This window comes from Njordella aestuarii (assembly GCF_056494165.1).
In genome coordinates this window covers 5,964,307-5,985,964 of the sequence record NZ_CM151397.1, presented here as the reverse complement: position 1 = coordinate 5,985,964, position 21,658 = coordinate 5,964,307, and the positions used below count along the sequence as shown (strand labels likewise).

At 50.3% G+C, this 21,658-nt stretch carries 11 protein-coding genes; 3 read left to right on the top strand and 8 right to left on the bottom strand.

Translation table 11 applies throughout. From position 1 onward, the window contains the following. The 3 genes from SH451x_RS23365 to asnB all read right to left on the bottom strand — a co-directional run bounded on the left by SH451x_RS23365 (position 1) and on the right by asnB (position 4,571). Complete coding sequence (locus SH451x_RS23365; RefSeq protein WP_479359658.1) at positions 1-1,062, bottom strand: GGDEF domain-containing protein; 1,062 nt, start codon at positions 1,060-1,062, stop codon at positions 1-3. A 27-nt stretch (positions 1,063-1,089) separates the two neighbouring features. After that, complete coding sequence (gene glgC / locus SH451x_RS23360; protein WP_479359657.1) at positions 1,090-2,412, bottom strand: glucose-1-phosphate adenylyltransferase; 1,323 nt, start codon at positions 2,410-2,412, stop codon at positions 1,090-1,092. Positions 2,413-2,642: 230 nt separating this feature from the next. Next, entirely contained in the window at positions 2,643-4,571 is a 1,929-nt protein-coding gene (asnB, locus tag SH451x_RS23355) for an asparagine synthase (glutamine-hydrolyzing) (protein ID WP_479359655.1), read from the bottom strand. A gap of 196 nt (positions 4,572-4,767) precedes the next feature. Here asnB and SH451x_RS23350 point away from each other — a divergent pair, with 196 nt between their 5' ends. Then, entirely contained in the window at positions 4,768-5,922 is a 1,155-nt protein-coding gene (locus SH451x_RS23350; RefSeq protein ID WP_479359654.1) for a lactonase family protein, read from the top strand. A 58-nt stretch (positions 5,923-5,980) separates the two neighbouring features. Here the strand turns inward: SH451x_RS23350 and SH451x_RS23345 are convergent, their stop codons facing one another. Next, a complete protein-coding gene (locus SH451x_RS23345; protein ID WP_479359652.1) occupies positions 5,981-7,093 on the bottom strand; it encodes a glycosyltransferase family 4 protein in 1,113 nt (370 codons plus the stop codon). Positions 7,094-7,390: 297 nt separating this feature from the next. On the opposite strand from SH451x_RS23345, the gene SH451x_RS23340 reads away from it, so the two are divergent. Then, entirely contained in the window at positions 7,391-8,707 is a 1,317-nt protein-coding gene (locus tag SH451x_RS23340) for a Gfo/Idh/MocA family protein (protein WP_479359651.1), read from the top strand. Positions 8,708-8,709: 2 nt separating this feature from the next. Here the strand turns inward: SH451x_RS23340 and SH451x_RS23335 are convergent, their stop codons facing one another. The 4 genes from SH451x_RS23335 to SH451x_RS23320 all read right to left on the bottom strand — a co-directional run bounded on the left by SH451x_RS23335 (position 8,710) and on the right by SH451x_RS23320 (position 19,719). Further along, positions 8,710-14,469 carry a CheR family methyltransferase gene (locus tag SH451x_RS23335; RefSeq protein WP_479359649.1) on the bottom strand — a complete coding sequence of 1,920 codons (5,760 nt, stop codon included), beginning with the start codon at positions 14,467-14,469 and terminating at the stop codon, positions 8,710-8,712. 176 nt (positions 14,470-14,645) lie between these two features. Beyond that, on the bottom strand, positions 14,646-16,007 hold the full coding sequence (locus SH451x_RS23330) for a phospholipase D-like domain-containing protein (RefSeq protein ID WP_479359647.1): 1,362 nt from the start codon (positions 16,005-16,007) through the stop codon (positions 14,646-14,648). A gap of 214 nt (positions 16,008-16,221) precedes the next feature. Continuing rightward, positions 16,222-17,817, bottom strand: coding sequence for a Ppx/GppA phosphatase family protein (locus tag SH451x_RS23325; protein WP_479359645.1), 1,596 nt, complete (start codon positions 17,815-17,817; stop codon positions 16,222-16,224). A 3-nt stretch (positions 17,818-17,820) separates the two neighbouring features. After that, a complete protein-coding gene (locus SH451x_RS23320) occupies positions 17,821-19,719 on the bottom strand; it encodes a c-type cytochrome domain-containing protein (RefSeq protein ID WP_479359644.1) in 1,899 nt (632 codons plus the stop codon). 408 nt (positions 19,720-20,127) lie between these two features. Between SH451x_RS23320 and SH451x_RS23315 the strand changes: the two genes are divergently transcribed. Further along, on the top strand, positions 20,128-21,537 hold the full coding sequence (locus tag SH451x_RS23315) for a DEAD/DEAH box helicase (protein ID WP_479359642.1): 1,410 nt from the start codon (positions 20,128-20,130) through the stop codon (positions 21,535-21,537). The last annotated feature ends 121 nt before the right edge of the window (positions 21,538-21,658 follow it).

Sequence of the window (21,658 nt, the reverse complement as noted above, 5' to 3'; positions counted from 1 at the left end):
CTATTTCGAAGGCGGTCGCTTCAATTCGTTAGCTACGATCTCGTCAAAGCGATTCTGAAGCCGTTGTTTCGCCAGCAACAGTGGGTCATCTGCCGGTTCAGAGTTGCTAGAGGTGTTTTCAGCCTGTTTCGTAAAACGCGCAGTTTCTGGTGGTCCAGGATTACCAAAGGGTTCACACAAGATACCGTTGTGCAAGAACACACGGTTGCGCCCGCCAATCTTCGCTGAATAGAGCGCCTCATCGGATCGTCGAAAGAGCCCGCCCAAGCGTTCGTCCACTTGAACTTCGGCAACACCGCAAGAAACAGTTACACGGAGCGAACGTTGCTCATGTACGACGGGGCGATCTGCGATCGATTTACGCAATCGCTCGATATGCTGTGCCGCAGCTTTAAGATTGGCTGGCACGATGATAGCAAATTCTTCACCGCCATATCGTCCTACTTTGAAATTCTCGCCTGCGAACTGTTTTAAACGAATTGCAATTTCAACTAGTACCGCATCTCCTACTGGATGACCACAGTTGTCGTTGATACTCTTGAAATAGTCGATGTCGAGTAGTGCCAAGCAGAAGACGATTTTCTTTTCGCGGTAAAGCTTAAAATACTCATCGATGTTCTGGTCGAACGCTCGACGATTTGCCAGTCCTGTCAGTGCGTCTGTACGAGCTTCTGTTAGGTATTCTGAAAGTTCGCGGGTTTGCTGCTCCAAGCGAACCTCAGCCATGTCGAGCCGAGATTGGAGGCTTCGGTTGGCGTTGAGGATTTCACCGAGTAATTGCTTGACGTCGTCCCGAGTAGCGTCGGTCGCTTTCGATTCTGCGGTTTGAGAAAGGGTTGTTAGTTTGGCTTGGTATTTGGAAAAATCGCCAGCGAACTCGCTTGTCCAAGCTGCAAAGTTGCGGATAAAGTCGAGCACCTGACGTTGTTCAAAACTCTCGCTCTTTTCCGCGACGGGAACGGTGGCACGACGGCCGAGAAACCAACCAATAGCTAGACCAATGACCAGCAGCGTGGTGCCGATCAAAATTCCAGTAAAAAAAACAGTTGTGTCACCGACCACTTAGAGTACTTCCTGTCTCGAGATGATCTAACGTTGCGCACGAGCCTGCGTGGTCGAATTGAGCATGTTAGACGTCAAGTGCGACGAGCCGACTTTCGTGTGCGGGTGGTGAATCGTATCGAAATTGGTGAAGTGGTTATTTTTAGGAACAACAACAATACCGCTTTCCGTGATCGAAAATCCACGTTGGCGATCGGCTTCCAAATCAAAGCCTATTTTCATGCCAGCCGGAATGTCGACTCCCTTATCGATGATCGCCCGACGAATCTCGGCATGGCGTCCAACTGTCACGCCATCAAAGAGGATGCTGTCCGTGATGGAGGCATAACTGTTTACGCGACTGCCCGGCCCGATAATGCTGCGTTGGACGGAACCGCCGCTGATGACACTGCCGCAACAGACCATGGAGTCCATGGCGAAACCGCGCCTGTCGCCATGATCGTTGGAGCCGAATACAAATTTCGGAGGTGGCAAGTTAGGCAAAAACGTACGAATCGGCCAGTGTTGATCGTACAAGTTTAGCAGCGGATCGATGTTGATCAGATCCATGTTCGCTTCGTAGTAAGCGTCCAATGTTCCGACATCTCGCCAATAGGAATCTTGTTTTCCGTTTTCATCGCGGAACGGATATGCATAGACACGGCTAGAATCGATGATCGACGGAATAACGTTCTTTCCAAAATCTCGCTGCGATTCGCTCTTGGCAGCATCCTTACACAGTTGATCGAGCAGGAACTGGGAATTGAAAAGGTAAATGCCCATCGAAGCCAGGCACTGGTCGTCGCTGCCTGGAATCGTTTTTGGATTGCGTGGCTTTTCTTCGAAGCCTCGCAGTCTGTTGTCGGCATCAATGGCCATTACGCCGAATTGATCGGCATCCTTCTTGTGGACAGTAAGCGCTCCGATCGTGACGTCGGCGTTGTTCGTAAGATGAAAGTCATGCATCGACTTGTAATTCATCTTATAGATATGGTCGCCCGCCAAGATCAAAACGTGCTTCGGCGCTTCACGCTCGATAGAGTAAATGTTTTGATAAACCGCATCAGCGGTACCGCGGTACCAGCTTTCGTCGATACGTTGCTGCGGCGGCAGGATGTCGAGGAATTCGGAGAGCTCACGGCAGAAGTACTGTCGCCAACCGACGTTGACATGCCGGTCCAGGCTCATCGCCTTGTACTGGGTCAACATCAAAATCTTTCGGAGCCCGCTGTTGAGGCAGTTCGAAAGAACAAAGTCAATGATCCGATAACAGCCACCAAATGGTACGGCCGGTTTCGCACGGTCTAACGTCAGCGGTTCAAGTCTAGTACCCTTACCACCAGCGAGCACAACTGCCAACGTATCCTTCATCAAAATGGTGCCTTTACATCAGATGCACATTTGTTGAGCTTCACCGAGGCTTTTTTAGAGCATGCGGATGAAGCCGAATAGTATCAATCGTTGTATCGACGATTATGCAATCAAAGATGTCACTCAAGCAAAACTGCTTCAACATACAAGCTATAACGAATTTGAGTGTTGCCAAAAACGTAACGCTAGTCCGAAGTTTAACGGTTGTATGATGACCGCAGCGGTTGCGTTTAGCTCTTCCATCGCCGCATCCACAATTCAAGCACGAAAAGATTCCATAACCGATACCCCTCGTTGGATCGTCCGTTCAAGTGGTTTTCCACCAGGGCACGAATCGCATCTGGCTGGAATATCGAATTGATACGACAGTCCGGGGCTAGCAGAGTATCAGTCAACGTCTTTCGAAGCTCGTTTCTGAACCACTTAGCAATGGGTACACCAAAGCCCATTTTTTTCCTGTTCCAAATTTCTTTTGGTAGTAGATCGTCAAAAGCCTTTCGAAGCAAGACCTTCCCTTGCCCTCCGCGCATCTTCCACGCCCCAGGAATGCCAATTGAAAGTTCCATTAACCGGTAATCGAGGAACGGCTGTCGGGCTTCAAGCGAATGTGACATCGAAGCTATGTCGACTTTGGTCATAAGGTCGCAGGGCAAGTAAGTTTGCAAATCAGCAAGAGAAGACTGGCTGACGAGGTCGCGAGCACCGACGCGATTCCAAGCTTGGAGCAAGAAATCGAGTGGATCGATTGGCGGAAGCTGTTCGACGAAGGCATCTTGGTAGAGTTCCAGCCGCGATGCCTCCCCGAATATTTGCAACCAATTCAAGTAGCGAACTGGAGCCGGCTGGTCGAGGGCTTCACTAAAACGTCGCAGTCTGCGCAAAAATGAACGCCGGTTACCAGCATCGCCCAGCCGCTTTAAAAGCCTCGAATTTTTGATCCATCCGGCGGGCACAAAGCGTCGAAAACGTTGGGACAAAACTAGCGCTCGATAGCGGTCATAACCAGCGAACAATTCATCCCCCCCATCGCCGCTGAGCGCCACGGTCACCTTCTCCCGAGTCCGCTCGCACAAATACCAAGTTGGAATGGCCGACGAATCGCTAAACGGCTCGTCGTATTGATAAATCAGTCGGTCGAGTATGCTAACGGCGTCTGGCGTTACAACAAATCGACGATGTTCGCTTCCAACATGGTCCGCCACCATCTGGGCATAATGCGTTTCATCAAAATCCGATTCAGAGAACCCAATCGCGAAGGTCTGGACAGGCTGCTTGAGTTCACGTTGTGCAATTGCGACCACCAGCGAAGAATCAACACCACCTGATAAAAAGGCACCTAGCGGCACATCGCTTCGTAGCCTAACACGGACACTGTCGATGAGCGTTTCTCGAATCTTTTCGATCGTGTCGGGCAACGATAGTTGAGATGTTTGCGACCAATCGACATTCCAGTATTGCTGCTCTGTGAAGCTGCCATTTTCAACGACAGCGAAATGACCAGGCCGAAGCTTGCGTATGCCTTTGTAAATGCTGAAAGGATGCGGAACATACTGATAGGTTAGGTAGTGGTCGATGGCTGTTGGATCTATATCCAAATCAATGTTAGGCACTTCGACCAAGCTCTTTAGCTCACTTGCAAAAACAGTTCGTTCGGGCTGATGCGCGTAAAATAATGGTTTCTTCCCAACACGGTCTCGAGCTAAAATCAAGCGATTGAACCGCTGGTCCCAGATGGCAATAGCGAACATGCCATTGAAGTGTGCAAAGCATTCAGTCCCGATGTCTTCGTAAAGATGGACGATTGTTTCTGTATCGGAATGCGTCGAGAAGCGGTGCCCAGCTCCCTCAAGTCGCCGTCTCAGGGCCAAAAAATTGTAGATCTCTCCATTAAATACGACGTGAACTGTGCCATCTTCATTCGAGAGAGGTTGGTGGCCGCCTGCAATATCGATGATCGAAAGCCGCCGAAATCCGAGCCCGACGCCGACCGCTGGCTGTTGCGTTGAATTGGATGCAGCTGACGGGGCGGACATCTCGCGTCGGTAAGTTCCTCGATCGTCCGGACCACGATGAATCAAGGAATCAGTCATTCGATCAAGAAGATCGGTCCCGATACTGAGATGGGGTGATGACCAAATTCCGCCGGCTATCCCACACATACTTTAGCAATGACTGTTCGCGAAAATTGGTCGTCAAAAAGCAAAACGATTCGTCTAATATCAGGCTTCATGCTCCACGCGATGAATGCCAGGAAGTAGAATCTGACATAGTTTAAGCCCTACTGCAATGCGGCACCGCGATTGGTCGCACCGAATCGCAATAGATTCGTATCTCGTTATGAACCCAGGAATACCAGTGGCCGATAAAACTAAGAATATACTTCTGCTCGTCGCAGCTGCTTTCTCCGCATTTCACGCAATTGCGGTCGCTCAGGACCCCAAAGATAAAACCGTGCACCCGTTTTTGATTGGTGGGTACGGTCCGGGGCTATTTCTTTCTGAATTCGACGTCGCTTCAAAGAAAATAGCGGAACCTCGCTTGCTGGCAACGGTGGATCGTCCTTCGTTTTTTACTCAGCATCCAAAGCTCGATGTTTGGTACTGTGTAAGTGAGGCTAGTTCTCGCGATGGAGCTGGGGCAGGGCCCGTCGTAATTGCCTTTCAAGCCGACCAACCAGTCACGCAGCTAAAGGAGATCTCCCGGCAAGCGGCGGGGGGCGAAGGTCCGTGTTACGTAAATACTGACGCTGACGGCCATTTCGTGTTTGTGGCGAACTACGGAGACGGTTCTATCAGCATGTTCCCCGTTAGCGACGATGGCAGTTTGGAACCGGCATCACATACGATTCAACATTCTGGCAGCAGCGCTAACCCGTCACGCCAACGGGAACCGCACGCTCACTGCGCAGTCGTAGATCCATCGAATCGTTACGTTCTGTTTGCAGATTTGGGCATCGACAAAGTGATGATCTACCGAATTGATCGCGAAGCTAAACAAATTATTCCGCAAGACGATCAACATCTGGCAATGCCCCCTGGTTCGGGACCAAGACACATCGCATTCCATCCCACGTTGCCCGTGCTCTATGTGATCAACGAGCTGACTTCAACGATTTGCGTGTCGACTTGGGATGCTGAAAAGGGAGAAGCAAAAATCGTGCAAGAAATATCATCACTTCCGGACGGCTTTGAGGGCGACAATTCAACGGCTGAAATACTTGTTTCGCCAAATGGCAAATTTGTGTTTGGCTCAAACCGTGGGCACAATTCGATCGCCAGCTACAGTGTGAATTCTGAAGATGGCACGCTAAAGCTCAATAATCATGGAAGTTCGGGGGGGAAGACACCACGTAACTTCCGGATTGACCCAACGGGTAATTTTATCCTGGCAGAGAATCAAAATAGTGATTCTATTTACGTGTTGGAGATTGATCCAATGTCGGGCAATTTGTCCAACACTGGCAACAACGTTTCTGTGCCATCGCCAGCCTGCATCAAATTTGTCAGGTAAATAACAGAAGATCCACGCCGTTCGAGCATTTGGCAGCACAGCCATGAATCTCTTTTGGCTAGGCTGCCAGTCGGCGCTGCATCTGAATCGCGCCGGTATTAATTCCTAAGAGCGAGCCGTACAGATTCTCGAAACGGTCAATCATACGCTCTAGATGGAATTGAGCGGTTGCAGAAATATAAGCATCTCTGGCGAAGGCCCTGCGTTTAGCAATCTGACACAACGATTGCTCCAGCAATTCGGACAAATTGATCGGACAGTTCGTTGCATAGATCCAGCCAAGAGGACGCGAGGTTTCATTGCAACGCATCACTTCGCGCAGACCACCGACTTCCGTCGCCACTACCGGAGTGCCAATCATCTGGGCAGCGATGGAGACGAGCGATAGCCCTTCGGATTTCGTCGGATGAACGAAAACGTCGGAGGCCGCGATCCACGCATTTGGGTCTTCTTGAAAGCCGATCAACTGCACGTGTCGCTCAAGGCCATGCTGTCGGATCAGGTGCTCTAACTCCGGACGCATTGGGCCTTCACCACAAACGACAATGCAGAACTCAGGAATGCGATGACGAAGGTATTTGGCTGCGTGAATCAGCGTATCAAAACCTTTGCATGGAATGAGGCTTCCGACGGCCGAAAAGAGCGGAATTCCAGGATCCAAGTTTAGTTTCTTGCATGCGATCGATCGCTCCTGCAGTTGATCATACTTGGGAGGCGTAATGCCGCCATGGATTACTTCTAACCGCTCCGGGGCAATTCCTGACTCTAAGCACAATTCTCTTACTGCGCGAGAGACGCAGACGAGCTTGTCCAGGCACCAGTTGTATTTGACGCTCGATCGAATCGGAAAAACCGTGTGTTTGAGGCCTACACGCCGAATGCTCGACCTTGCCAGTGATGTTAACGACCCCCAAAGAATGGCGTGCGAATCGTTCGCATGCAGAATTTGTGTTTTCTCTTGGCGTAGCTTTCGACGCATCTGCATCATTGCCAGCGGAGAAGGCTTTCGACCGGCGATCGTAAACAACTTGTAACCTTGGACTTTGATCCGCTCGCTCAACAAACTCGTTGGTGGCGCGATCCATAGGACATCATGACCACGTTTGATTAAGCCGTCGCCGAGAGACCATAAGTATTGTTCGCCACCTCCCCATTCCTGTTGAGATGACATTAGAGCGATTCGCATAGGCGCGAGCGGCATTCGTGCAAGCTTCCGTAAATTGATGAGCTACCATCGCCCGACGACGGCTATTTGTTCACCATCGCGGTACAATGCGGACACTAAAGGAGACTAAACTTCAATGTCCAGTCCAAAATCTTTGCTGGCTTCTCCATTTTGCAATTAGTGCCACAAGTTTTGCTTGCAAAACACTCTCGGATGCATTTGGGCTATCATGGATCTACCGCGATTTTCCAAAGAAGTTACCGCCTTTCGATGCTTGGCGAACAAAAAACGAGGACCAAAACAATGGAACGAAATATCGCCCTTTCACGTCGAGCGTTTCATGCCAGCAGTCTTGTCGCTGCGACTGCAGTGTCCTCGTCGTACGCTCGGACAGCGAAAGCCCAAGCCAGCGATCGCGTACGTTTAGCTGTGATTGGAGTTGCAAATCGGGGCGGTCAATTGATCGATGCTTTTTTGGAGCACAATGATGCAGAAATCGTAGCCTTGTGTGACGTGGACCAACGCTCGTTGGCCTCAGCCGCAAAAAAGTTTGACCGAAAATTGGATCAAGTCGAAGATTTTCGCGAGCTTCTGGATCGTAAGGATTTAGACGCAATTGTGATAGCAACGCCCGATCATTGGCATGCGATTCAGTGCACCCACGCATGTGCAGCGGGCAAGGATGTATATGTCGAAAAGCCGCTCGCCCTATCGATTAAGGAAGGTCGCGCGATGGTCGACGTTGCGAGAAAATATGACCGCGTTGTTCAGGTCGGAACACACCGTCGCAGCAGTCCACTTTATGCGGAAATGGTCCCTAGAATCCAGCAGGGCTTGTTAGGAAAAGTGACCGTCGCCCGAGCTTATCGCGTCAGCAATATGGCACCGCGAGGTATTGGACGACTTTCTGCAACAGAACCGCCGAAGGAACTCAATTGGGATCTTTGGTTAGGGCCGCGGCCGAAAATCGACTACCAAGACAATATTGCACCTTACAAGTTCCGCTGGTGGCAGAGTTACTCGTCACAGGTCGGCAACTGGGGAGTGCATTATCTTGATGCAATTCGTTGGGCGCTAGACGAGTTAGCTCCACAAAGCATCTGTGCGATGGGTGGGCAGTTTGCCATCGATGATGATCGCACTGTGCCTGACACGATGGAATGCACCTTTCAATTCAAATCTGGCGCACTCGCCCTCTTCGGCCAGTATGAAGCGAGTGGATTGCCGATGCTGCCTGCCGGTGATGTAGAGTTCCGCGGAACAAATGGCGTCGCTTATCTGGGCGAGAAATCATTTGACATTCGCGCGGAATCATTAGGACAGTTTCAAACTGGGCGGCCGATGTCGACTTCTGAAAAAGGCGACATCGGCGGCAACAATCACGAGTTAACCGTGTTGCACACCCGCAATTTTTTAGACTGTATCAAATCTCGTGAAAAGCCGAATGCGGACGTTGAAATCGGTCATCGGTCAACGACATTTTCGCACTTGGCAAACATGTCCCTCGCCGTGAAACGCCGCTTGGAGTGGGACGCAGCAAAAGAGCAAGTGATAAATGACGATGAGGCTAACAACTTGCTGGACTACGAGTACCGTCGACCTTGGGAACTCGCGACTTAAATTCAGTTTGGCTGCAAGAAATTAGCGATCGTACGAAGTAACTTCTGGCGATTGATCGGTTTAGAAATAAATGCATCGCAACCAACTTGCGTACAATCCTCGGCATCACCATCCATTGCATTCGCTGTAAGTGCGATAATCGGAGTGCGTATTCCTCGCCGCCTAATTTCGGTGACTGCGGCGTAGCCGTCCATGACTGGCATTTGCATGTCCATGAGTATTACGTCGAATGTTTTCTTTTCATCTACTGCTTTGAGGATAGTATCTACGCCTTCCTGTCCGTTGTTGGCGGTCGTGACTAAACCGCCTGCTTGTTCGATAATATGTTGAGCTAGAAAGCGTATATCGCGACGGTCGTCGACAATCAGAAATTTTCCGCGCAACGTTATGTTCGTCTGAACAGGCGCGGGTTCGCTCGCTAAAATGCTTGGCTCAATAAAATGAACGCCCTTCAGCGGACCGGGGTCGATTGAGAGGGTAAAAGTACTTCCAAGCCCGAGTATACTTTCTACTTCGATGTCACCTCCGAGCATCGTAGCCAAGCGTCGACTGATTGCGAGGCCGAGACCGGTACCTCCAAAAGATCGAGTTACAGACGCATCAGCTTGAGTGAAAGGTTGGAACAATCTTGCAAGGAAGCCTTTCTCCATTCCAATGCCGGTATCTTGGATTTTGAATTCAATTTTCGCTGATTGTGGATTATGTCGGACTGTCAGCCGAACTTGTCCTTGGTCAGTAAACTTGATCGCATTGCCTAGCAAGTTTAGCAAGATCTGTCGAAGTCGCTTGCCATCGGTCTCAATTAGTTTAGGGAGTTTGCCGTCGAATTCCGCGATCAGTTCGATCTTCTTTTCCTCGGCACGCACATTCATTAACGAGACGGCGTCGGCAACGATCTGTTCCGGAGCGATTCGTTCCTTGTCGATCTCCATTCGTCCGGCGTCGATTTTGGACAGATCCAATATGTCGTTAATAATGTCTAGCAGGAATCGCCCGTTGCGTCGAATTGTTTCGACGCACTGCATATTATCAGGATCTTTTAGATGTCCGCTCAAGAGATCAGCGTATCCCAAAATGGCTGTCATAGGAGTTCGAATTTCGTGGCTCATATTCGCGAGAAATTCGCCCCGTGCGCGATTCGCCGCTTCAGCTTGTCGTCGCGCGAAGTCCAGTTTCTCTTCGTGTTCTCGTCGGTCGGTGACATCGATAGCCGCAATGAGCGACACACTTGGTCGACGTCGGCCTTCAGCGTCTTGAACAAACTTAACTTGTTCGCAAACATTTAACCACAGTACTCTTCCGTTCTCGTGCACAATCCGGTGTTCTATCTCAAGAGTTCCGCTTCCTGCGGGATCGAGCGTTGTTTCAATCTGGTTTAGCAGCTTCTTACGTTCGTCAGGATGGAACCTTTCATGAACGCTTGCCCGCGGAATCGGTTGGTTGGCAGGCAAGTCGAAAAGTTTACCGGCGATTGAGTCAAGTGTTGCGGTGTCGCGCTCATAGTCACAGACGAGGACGCCGACGTTCGCCAGCTCGACGGCCAATCGCAACCTCCCTTCGCTTTCTCCGATCGCCTTTACGAATCTTGTTCGCTCGACTGCGTCCCACGTTTGATCGGCAACTTTGCGCACGAGCGAAATTTCTTCGTCCGTCCAAGTTCGTTCGGTGGCGTGATGGATATACAGGCCCGCTTGCCAGTCGCCATTGCGAAAGATTGGGGTACCAAGCAGCGCGCGAGTATCTAGGTGGATAAACTCCGAATCGATCGTGAGCGGATCTGTTTGGGTGTTCGCAATCCCGATGGTTTTGTTTTGCTGAATCTCCTCGAGGAATTTTGTACCGAACGCTTTGACTGGTAGTTGGCCTCTTAGAATTGGTAGCGTGCTATCACTCCAACCGAATGTAAAGACGAGGCGATCGTCTTCTAGCTGAAAGAAGCCGGTGCGATGAGCGTTGAGGTGTTTTCCGAGCGCTTCAGCAGCCGAAGAAAAAATACGAGCTTCATCGTCTGTTTCTCGGTTCTGTTTTACTAGTTCAAGCAGTAGTGCTTGACGTTGTTCATGCTCCCGCAGAGCGCGTTCCGCTTGCTTCAACTCGGTCATTTCATAAAAGTAACAGACCACGCCAAAGCGTCCGTCTGGCATCGTCACGCGATCAAGTTGCCAGTGATACGATTCCAGGACGCGTGTATCATTTCGCGATTCCGTAGTTTCAGTTGCCTCGAACGGTTCTCCTGTTTCCAGTGTGTGTCGAAATTTGGCGAGCGCTTCAGAAGCAAATGGTTCCGGCCAGATTGTTTTTAGCACTTCGCTAAAGTCGCGCCCGATCAGGGGGTTAACGTTCTCAAAAACTCGGGCGGAACCTCGACTCACGCTTTGCAATCGCAAGTCGGCGTCAATGACGTAAACGCCGAAAGGCGCGTTCTCGATCAAATTAAGAAACGTATCATGGCTGCTCTTCAGATCGGCTTCCGCCTGCACGCGTTGCGTTTCGTCTAGAGCAATGTAACAGAAGCGATCACGCCCCTCATCGGTAGTGCCGATATGTGAAACCGTGACACTGAGCCAGTTTTTTTCGACGTATTCATCGCAGCCCGTTGTCTTAATATGAGCATGTTGGAAGTGAACAGGCGCACCGGTTTGTTGAGATTTGCGATAGTTTTCACACCAATAGTCGATCTTTGCTCGCGGCACATTAAGGTCTCGACTGGACCATTTACCGAGCGTCGCGCCGGAGCCGACGCCAAAGAATTGCTCAGTAGAAGCGTTGTCAATGATGTGGAAAATGTCGGAATTGTCCGGAGGTAATTCGACGAGTCCCATCATGACTGGGGCGTTGTCTAAGAATGTTTGCAACTGTTGCTTGCTCTCTGCAAGTTGCCTTTGGATCTGGCTGCGTTCCGTAACGTCCTCGATAATAGAAATAAAGTAGTCTGGCTCTCCATCCGGACGCCGCGAAAGCGCCACGGTAAGATTTACATTCACGTCATGGTTGGACTTGTGAATATATCGCTTTTCAATCGAATATCGGTCGATTTCGCCACGCAACGTGCTCTCAACAAGCCCTTGGTCGCGAGACAAATCCTCTGGATGCGTGATATCGTGAAATCGCTTCTGCAGTAATTCTACCGGCGTATAGCCAACAATCTGACACAGCTTGTCATTCACCTGCAACCATTTACCATCAAGCCCTACATGAGCGATGCCGACTGCCGCATTATCGAAAGTGCTGCGAAACCGCTCCTCTTTCTTGTGCCGTTCTATGGCCTGCCACAAAAGATTTGCGACCGATTCAACGAAGTTACTATCATCTTCACTAAAGTGCACCTTGTTGGTGGTATGAGTACCCAGGACGCCCCATGGGGCATTGGAAGGACCAATGATGACGCTAACACCGCTGACTACGTCATGGTCAAATAACAAGCTTGGTCCGACAAATCGAGGCTCTTTTTTCAAATCGATAACAACGACTGGCGCAAGAGATTTTAACGTGTAGCCTGCTTGTGTGTTTTCATCGCTACGTACAGATTTCTGGCCCACAATCCCGCGTTTCCAGCCGATGCCTGAAATTAGCAAGAGCTCTTCTTTCTCAGGAATCAGCATGAGGATTTTCGATAGTTCGCTATTGAGCGTCCGCGATACCATCTGAACCGTTGTGTCGAACAGAGTTTGGAGATCTGTGCAGTTTAATGCTGTTCGACCTAATTCAGCCAGTGCGGCCGCCTGGTGACGGCGTGCCTGCAATTTTCTACTGGTCTGAAGCAGCGTCGTCACATCGTTGAAAGTGATAACGACTCCCTGAATTCGGTCATCTGCCGTGCGGTACGGCAGCAGGCGAGCCATGTAGCTGCGGCCAGCATCGGTTTCGATTTCCCGCTCGCGAGGCTGCAAATCCGCGGAGACCCTTTCAATATCTGCAAGCAAGTCTTTTGACAAAAAACGAGCGAGAACGCTTGAAAGAGCCCGACCCGTATCGGAAGCTGTAACTGTAAAGAGATCGTTGATGGATGGTGTGAATCTTCGGATTTGACAATTGGTATCAACAAAGATTGTCGGCAACTGAGTGCTGAGCAATAGGTTGTTAAGGTCGTCTGTGGTCTCCTGTAATTCTTGAAGCCTTTGTTCTAGCTGGTTATTTGCTTTGGCCAGTTCATCATTAAGAACACGCAATTCCTCCTTCGAGGTCTCCAGTTCCTCATTTCCCGCCTGTAGCTCTTCGTTCATCGCTGTCGACTCTTCATTGGAAGCCTTCAGCTCTTCATTGGAGGCCTCAAGGCTTTCAATTGCACTCATCAGTTGATGACGAGTTCGCGCAAGTTCCTGCTCCAAGTCAAGAATATGTTCTTCTATGGCACGTTCTGTCGCCGAAGATTCCTCGAATTTGCTTTGGTTGGACGGAACGCTTTGTTGCTCCAAGTCCGGCCGGAACGAAAAAAGAATTGCTTCAGCGACATTCTCGAGCGGGCGCGCGACGACTACGACTGGAATGAAGCCACCATTACGGAGGACACGTCCCTTGGAGGTCTCTATTGATCCACTTTGCTTTACTCGCCGCAATAGGTCTCGGACAGTTCGCCCTAATCCATCGCGAACTATTTCAAGTAAGTCTGGAGCTTTGGCCAGAACTTCGCCCTTGGAAAGCTGCAGATAGAAATCGATATTGCCATTCAAAAATAATGTTTGACCGCCGTAGTCGACAACTGCTAGTCCTTCTTCTAACTCCTTCATCATCTGGAGATGAACAAGCGACGCAATTCCTGGCGTTGATTCGGATCGTGACATGAGTGCTTGTGCGGAGAAACTGGTTAACGAACTATTTTGGAGTGTTCTGTTGTAATGCTTATGTGGGTCGCTTCGCCGAAAAATCCGCCATCTTTTGTCAACTGCCGTGAAGCAGTGCGAAAGGTTTCCAGTGGATTCCGACGGTCCTAAAAAGAGTCCTCCTCCTTCTTTCAAGGCAAATCGAAACGTCTTGAGGACTCGCTGCTGAGCTTCCGTGTTGAAATATATTAAAAGATTTCGGCAGGTGATCAAATCGAGCTTGGGGAAGGGTGCATCTTCCAACACATTGTGTTCAGCAAAAATAACGATGTCTCTGAGTGTCCTACTGACTTTGTAGCCCGAACGGTATCTATCAAAGTATCGCTTTAAGTGGTCGCTAGAGAGATTTTGAACGCTCGTTTCAGCAAAGTACCCTATCCTCGCCGCAGCTATTGCTTTCTCGCTGACGTCCGTGGCAAAGATTTGGACATTATTGTCGATATTTCTCCGCTCTGCATGCTCCAGGCAAAGGATTGCCAAACTGTAGGCCTCTTCGCCCGAGGCGCAACCGATAGACCACATCCGGCAAGGCCGCTTGGCATCGTTAGCACTGTCGAGCAGGGGAAAAATCAATTGTTCGCCGAACGAAGCCCAAGCCTCGCGATCACGAAAAAAGCGAGTTACTCCAATTAGAAGGTCATTCCGCAACTGCGCGACTTCTTGCGGATCCTCTTGCAAACGATCCACGTAGTCTTCCAAACGCCTAAGCTTCAACAGACTCGTACGTCGACGAATCCTGCGCAACAAAGTGTTCTTCCGATACGTACGAAAATCGTGTTTCGTAACCAGCAGTAGCGACTCGATTACTTGGTCTAGAACCTCCACGTGGCTATCTCCGACGCTACTCTCCTGCAAGTGAAGTTGCCGCGCAGCGTCCGGGGGAACGGGCTGCGTCGAGTCATTCGACGACTGGTTCTTAGTGGAATTCTTTTGAATCTCCATCTCGCTTCATGTTGAGTTCTTCGTCGGTGCGAGTAAGAAGATAAGTGTATCGGTTCCCGCCGAACAACAATCGTTGTTAGCGGCATTTTTTGAACTTTCCCTGAAATCTCACAACCAACAAATTCTTCCTGCGGCTGTCCGCAGTTGGAGTCAGGTGTAAACGCAGATTTTCGTCGTCAAAGAGAACTGCGAAATATGGGAACGACCAATTGGCGAAACTTGAGGCGTGCCTGTTCAACTTTAGATGCATCGCCAACGACGCGAGGACGCGCAGGATCGATTGCGACAAATTGACTGCTCTGTCTCCTTGCCCAGTGATGATGCATGAGAATATGGGCGACCCGGGGATCGGATATTAAGACCGATAGTTCAAGATTCAGGCGATCAGACCGCGCATCCATATTGTAACTTCCCAGCAGCACCTGCTGATTGTCAATGATCATCAATTTGGTATGCAACGTCTCACCACCAACATATTCATAAAGCAGGATACCATGCTTGAGAAAGTCTGACTTATCGTTCTGGTAAGCGGCATAAGGCGACGTGCGGTCGGTGGATTCCAGTGAATTAGAAAGAAGTACGACTTCGACCCCTCGCTGACGGGCTCGATACAACGCGTCTTTGACTGGCTTGAGCAAGACAGGGTAGGGGCTTTCAATCACCAATGATTGGTTGGAGGAATCAATAAGCGATAAGATTTCGTTCTGAAATGCACGGTCATGCTTGCTCGTATTTGCATCGGTCAATAGACGGCAACAAACTCCTTCTACACAGTCATCAGTGCAATTCACAACAGGTTTGTTTGTTAGCTTAGTACTGTTTGCGATGCGACACTGAGCCTCAACAATCGCTTGCTCGTAAGCCGCCTGACGTTTTGCGCGATCGAAACCGAAAGGAGATATCTCCATCTCAAGGTTGTCCCGAAAGTCTAGACCAAACGAGTTCGATTTGTTTGAAGCGTAAACACCGCTTGAATGCCACAGACGATGGAAGCTCTCCGACGCAACCTGACAAATGTCGCCGGTCAGCATTGCGTCCATCTCTTCAAAGTTCTCCTCATCGAGTCCAAAATGGAAGTCCTGCAAATAGCGACTGCCGATGATCATCGCCTTCTTGTCGACTACAAACAATTTGTGATGAATTCGCCGATTTAACCACCAGGGCCTACCACGAAAAGGAGGATGATAGACCCGTATTTCAATCCCATCAGCCATCAGAAACTCTTCGAACTTTGAAGGCAGTCTGGATTTCAAACCATCGACAAGGATATGGACTTTGACCCCACGCCGAGCGGCTTGTCGTAGATGAGCCAGAATGTTGATTGCGATATCACCCGAGTCGATCGCATAATAAGCGACATCGATCTCATGTTCAGCTAAATCAATCAACTCGATGCGCGCAAGATAGGCTTCACGGTTCCCAGCCAGCAAGCAGAAGTCATCGGCCCACGAGTAGGTTTGTACGGCCAGAAATACTGCCGTAATCGCGCAGAAGACGATCCCTGGACGTTCATGCTTCCTTGCACGCAATCCGATCATGAAAACCCTAAGTTGTCTCAATCCCGTTTGTTCGAATCCTCAAGTCCAATCATATCATCGGCTCAGGCGCGTCGTCGGGCGATCAATTGCTTTTATTCGGCAATTTTCCTTACGGCAAAGTGGGGAGCTGTAACGATTGTACTGTCCATTCGAATTGCGATACGTACCTCTCATTTCTTGAGCAACAAACGAGGGCATTTCCAAGCAAAGCGACCTAGGTATTAATACTACGCCGGCTTGCACGCAGCATGAGGGACATACCAAAGACCTCTTCAAATAACATCCCTGTCTGACGTATCATCAGTTGTTCCAGCGAGAGGTCTTCAACGTCGTTCGTACTGATAATCCAGCGGTCACTATCGCGTCGAGATTTGACGTTGATAATTCGCTGTGACCGCGTCTCATCCAAAGCGATCGCAATACGTAAGATAGCGGCCAGTTTAGATACGGCGACTCTGTCGGCACGATCCAACGTCGCATAGCCCTCGTGATCAGACTGGGGGCTGGAACGTCGATGGTAACGCGCCACAAGTGCGACCAAGAGTACGTCTTTACGCGAAAGTCCAAACAATTCACTATTGCGAATTAGGTACATCGCATGCTTATGGTTGCTGCGAACATTGATGAAATGTCCGATGTTGTAGAGCAAACACGCCAGATAAAGTATCAACTCCATGCGCTGATCGAGCTGATGTTCTTCTTGCAAATCGGCGAACAGCTTACGACCAAGTAACGCGACATGCCGAGCATGTTTTTCGTCGAACGAGAACTTGCGTCCGAGGTTGATTGCCGATCGAATAATCTGATTGCGAAACTCGGCTGTCCAACGCTCGCTGTTAGCAAAATCGCTCAGCAGCCCATCGCGAAGATTGGTCGGAGCAGCGTGAATCGTCGTGCATCCGAAACGTTCAGCCAATCGTACATAGCTGAGCAGTGCAGCGCCAACAGTTTCAGCATCGGGAAAGCTGATGTTGTATTTTTGAACGATCTCTTCGCCCGACATTTCAAGCAGTTCATTGGTCAGAGCTGCGATCGATTTGACCGGAATCTCGAGCATTTCGTCGGAGTCTTCTTTCCCGCTGAGATTATTCATCATAAAGCGTACGTCGCCGCCGATGCCGACTATTTCTACTTTCGAGTCGCCCTGCACGTGATCAAACATGGCTTCGACAAACCTGCGGATCTGCGTGTCCATCAAGATGCGCTGTTTTCCGCCAGGGGTCTTAAACTTATCCAATTGCTCAATCAGCCGTAACGAACCTAAACGGTAAGTATTCGAAAAGATTACGTTACCACCACGGACAACCAGGATTTCAGTCGATCCGCTACCAATCTCTACAACAATGTTCTTCGTTGCCGACAGCGATGGGACATTTCGCAATAGTGGTTGGATGCCCATGTAAGTGACGCGATTCACTTCCGCCTCATCCAACGGTTCGATGACTAAGCCGGTCGCAATAAAAATGCGATCGATAAAGGCCAACCGGTTGGCTGCTTCCCGAACCGCGCTGGTAGCGACAATACGCATGTGTTCGGGGCGTGTGATGCCGTACTGCTGCATTGCGCGGCGATAGCTCTTGAGCACTCGTACGCATTCTTCAATCGAACTGCGGCGGATGCGCTGCGTTGTAAAAGTGTCTTTGCCAATGGAAATCGCCTGAGTAAGACTCTCAAGCATCCTCACGCCGTTGTCGGGACGGATCTCTGCTATTGCCATCCGAATGCTTGTGGCACCGATATCGATGACGGCAACTGGCTGAATAGATAGGTCTTCGCGATTTACATTGCGGCTGGTAGGGATGGTCGACATTCGCTATTTCACTTGAAATCCTAAAAAGCCCGCGACACTTGCTTCCAGCGGTCCATATGATTCGGTAAAGGCACCTTGGAAATCGTCCGCCGCCTGCATTCTCTTTAGGAATGCATCAAATTTTTTCTTATTAGGACCCTGATTGAGCGCTTTGACAAGAACAAATCCTATCGCCGCAGAATCTTCTTCGTTCATGCTGTTCTGAAGCAACGGCTGGGCGTCTTTCATCGACAACACAGCACGCTGCGCTGTCTGTTCCCACGCGACAACGTTCGCATCGTTTCGGCCGGTTTTCGTGCTGTAAACATAGCGGCCAATTCCATCGGCGAACCATCGCGGCACACCTTTAAAGGAACTCGCCCACAACGCGGCAAGATTGATCTTAAGATTGTTCTCAAGTTGCTCCGCTTCTTGCGAGCCAGCTTGAATCGCCACATAAGCGTTCACGCCATCGCGCCGCCAATGCGCACTCCAACTTGCAGGCAGTGACCTAGATTCAGCCATCTTGCCGAACTCGCTGTAGTCATAGCGTTTGTTAAAGGTGAAAATCGTGGCGCCGCCGGGGAATAAGTCGACTCCTGCTTTTAGTTTTAATGTGCCCTGCAACTGCGAGCTAATCTCTGTTGCCAGGTCAAGAACCTTCTTCGCTGTGCCCGCACTTTCGTCCGAAAGGACGACAAAGGTTTCGTTGTTGGCAGAAAACTCATTCGCCTTTCCATACACTCGCAACCAAGCATCTTTAGCAACTGCCAATCGCTTTTCTTTAAGTTCGTCTGGACTGGCATTCGCCACCCACGCCAATTCGGCAACTCTCGCCACGGCCGTCTCTGGGCTTGGTCCGTCAAAGCTCGCTCCTTCATCGATCCATGTTTCAAACTTTGCAATGGTATCTCCGTCCAAAGCCGGTCGATTGACTGGCATGCGTTGGCCTTCCATCCCGCGCAGCTTCCGAACAATCAAGCTTTCCTTACCTTTACCGCGCACCAAGACGTTACCGCTATCGCCACCACGAATCAGTTGCGCAAAACTGTTCATGTTTAATCCGCCTCGCAATTGAGTTGCTTCGACATGACAACCCTTGCAGTTTTCTACGAGCACCGGAGCAATGTCTCTCGCAAAGCTAACGGTCGTTTTCGCCGGAGCCACAAAATCATCGTCCATCGCTGGAGCCGGCGCCGCAGTCGCAACGCCTGCGGTGATTGGATCTTTGGGGCTAGTCCCGTCGAATGGTGCCCCCGCATCAAGCCACTGTTTCAGCGCCACGAGTTCCTGTTCGGTTAGCTTCTGACCACCTCGAGGCATATCGCCGTCTTCAATGACCTCAATCATGCGACTTGCAGCAGCATTCCCCGGAGTTATCAACGGGACGCCCTTGGCGCCTTGAAGCATGCTCTCGTATGTCGCCATCGACAACTGCCCAGACGCTCTGCGAATGTGACAATTGCCGCAACGCTGGTTCAGGATCGGAACAATGTCGCGCGAGAAGCTCAACGTATTTGCTTCAGCGGGCTTCATCTCGTCTGGTTTTTCAAGTGCCGACTTCAGAAATTCCGCCCATGTCGGAGAGTCTTGCAGTTCGACACCATTCTTCTTGAGTGCGACTTCCGCTTGCAACAATCTTTCATACTGTGGTTTCAGCTGGGTACGTTGGCGTGGATTCTCCGCCGCAGTGACAAGCTCACTTAATAACTTCTTGCTTTTGTCGAGTTCTGTAGAGCATTCCTGAAACTCTTTTGCTTTGAAATGTTCGCTCGCCTTAGTAAAACTTTGCTGAAACGTGGCAAACTTTTGTTGCAGGTTTTGCTGTGCGTTGGCATTTAGCGTCCAGCCGATTGCGAGCGTAAAAACCACAATGCTACGCAGCACTGCTGTGCGCCAATTAGTTAAAGCAGGATGGCTCATAAGTTTCCAAGGATTTCAGTCCGGGGACGATTGTTTCACTCTACCATTCTATCTCGAATATCGACCTTCGCATCGTTCTGTAAAAAAGTGATCTGCTGGTCGTTCGAAGCTCAGTTCGCATGGAATTTGCAAGAAAAAGGGCTGCCAAACTCGTTTTCGATGAACGTTTCGAGGTCATCTGAAGCGGTTGGATTCAGGCACTGTACTCACGTTGGTTGGGCGAAGCTCTGAGGTGTTTGACTAGACAGAACGTTGGTTTGAGCTATTATCTTCACATCGCCGCTGGTTCTTTTCACCATTGGACGACTACCGGGTTCCAATGATTCTCTCTAGGCAAATTATCTTGCCTGACATTTTGGTCCTGGACAAATTGCATCAGGATCTCTTGTTTTCATAGGACCAACTCGGATGAGTTTTGAAGAACTTGGCCTCGACGCTCGCATTTTGCGTGGCATCGAAGAGGCTGGATACGAACACCCAACACCAATTCAAATGGAAGCCATTCCGTGCGTCATGCAGCAGCGTGACGTTCTTGGATGTGCTCAAACAGGCACCGGCAAAACGGCTGCTTTTGCGCTGCCAATCATCCACCACCTAGTGGCGAACCCAGTCAATTGGACCACGCGCAACATTCGTGCACTGATTTTGGCGCCGACGCGCGAGCTTGCAGTGCAGATCGGCGAATGTTTTAAAAAGTATGCCAAACGAACCAAGGTCCGCCACACGGTGATTTTGGGCGGAGTCAATCAGACTCGACAAATAGTTGAACTTGAGAAAGGTGTCGATGTAGTCATCGCAACGCCCGGTCGCTTGCTGGACCTTATCGACCAAGGATACGTCGAACTCAACGCGACAGAGATACTGGTTTTGGACGAAGCCGACCATATGCTCGATATGGGATTTCTGCCCGACGTTAAATCCATTATCCGGAAAGTCCCGAAGGATCGGCAGACGCTATTTTTCTCGGCGACGATGCCCGACGATATCCGAAAACTTGCCGACGAAATCCTCATTAACCCAGCACGACTAAGCATTCGTCCAGAATTGCCCGCAGCGGAACGTGTTGAACAACAAGTCTATTTTGTTTCGCAAAAAGGTAAGCCTTTCCTGCTTGCAAATTTGATCAAGAAAGATCCATCTGCGTCAGTGTTGGTGTTCGTACGAACCAAGTACAGCGCGGATGCCGTTGCTAAGAAGCTTGCTCGCTTCGAGATTTCCTCGGACGCATTGCATGGCAACAAGTCGCAGAACAAGCGTCAGCGAATTCTGGGCGAGTTCAAAGCTGGACAACTACAGGTTTTGGTTGCGACCGATATTGCGGCACGGGGAATCGACGTACGCGGAATTTCACACGTGTTTAATTACGACATGCCCAACGTCGCTGAGACCTATGTCCATCGAATCGGACGAACGGGCAGGGCAGGTGAATCGGGCATTGCGATTTCGTTCTGCAATCACGAAGAGCGAAAGAACTTGGACGACGTGCAGAAGTACCTTCGCAAAAAGATACCTGTAATGTCGCTGCCTGAAGGCTTGGAAATCGAACACGACGAACCGGCAGTTCGGCCTGAAGAGTCTCAAGGACGCCGAAATCCTCGACCGGCCCAACAACGCAATGGAAACAGGCCGTCACCGCGGAGCGGCAATCGTTCCAATGCTGGGAGAAGCAAGTCGACCACGACGGCCAAGAGCAGTGCGCCACGTTCCACCGCTTCGCAGAAACCTACCGCCGCTAAACCCGTCCGCAGTGGTTCGCAAAGTTCGCCGCTACGAAAAGGCAGAGCTGGTCGTCGGCCTGCTGCATCCGGCCGACTTTAATCGATCCCGTTCGTAGTCCCGCCTTCAGTGTATAGACCGGGGACATGTGTTACCTATGTCCTGACACTATTCACTTCAGGCGGCAGCGCCCACGAAAGATGCGACGCGTTTCTAAGAATGG

Coding starts and splice junctions, on each gene's coding strand:
- SH451x_RS23315 (WP_479359642.1), top strand. CDS start 20,128: ATGAGTTTTGAAGAACTTGGCCTCGACGCTCGCATTTTGCGTGGCATC.
- SH451x_RS23325 (WP_479359645.1), bottom strand. CDS start 17,817: ATGTCGACCATCCCTACCAGCCGCAATGTAAATCGCGAAGACCTATCT.
- glgC (WP_479359657.1), bottom strand. CDS start 2,412: ATGAAGGATACGTTGGCAGTTGTGCTCGCTGGTGGTAAGGGTACTAGA.
- SH451x_RS23330 (WP_479359647.1), bottom strand. CDS start 16,007: ATGATCGGATTGCGTGCAAGGAAGCATGAACGTCCAGGGATCGTCTTC.
- asnB (WP_479359655.1), bottom strand. CDS start 4,571: ATGTGTGGGATAGCCGGCGGAATTTGGTCATCACCCCATCTCAGTATC.
- SH451x_RS23320 (WP_479359644.1), bottom strand. CDS start 19,719: ATGAGCCATCCTGCTTTAACTAATTGGCGCACAGCAGTGCTGCGTAGC.
- SH451x_RS23345 (WP_479359652.1), bottom strand. CDS start 7,093: ATGTCATCTCAACAGGAATGGGGAGGTGGCGAACAATACTTATGGTCT.
- SH451x_RS23335 (WP_479359649.1), bottom strand. CDS start 14,469: ATGGAGATTCAAAAGAATTCCACTAAGAACCAGTCGTCGAATGACTCG.
- SH451x_RS23340 (WP_479359651.1), top strand. CDS start 7,391: ATGGAACGAAATATCGCCCTTTCACGTCGAGCGTTTCATGCCAGCAGT.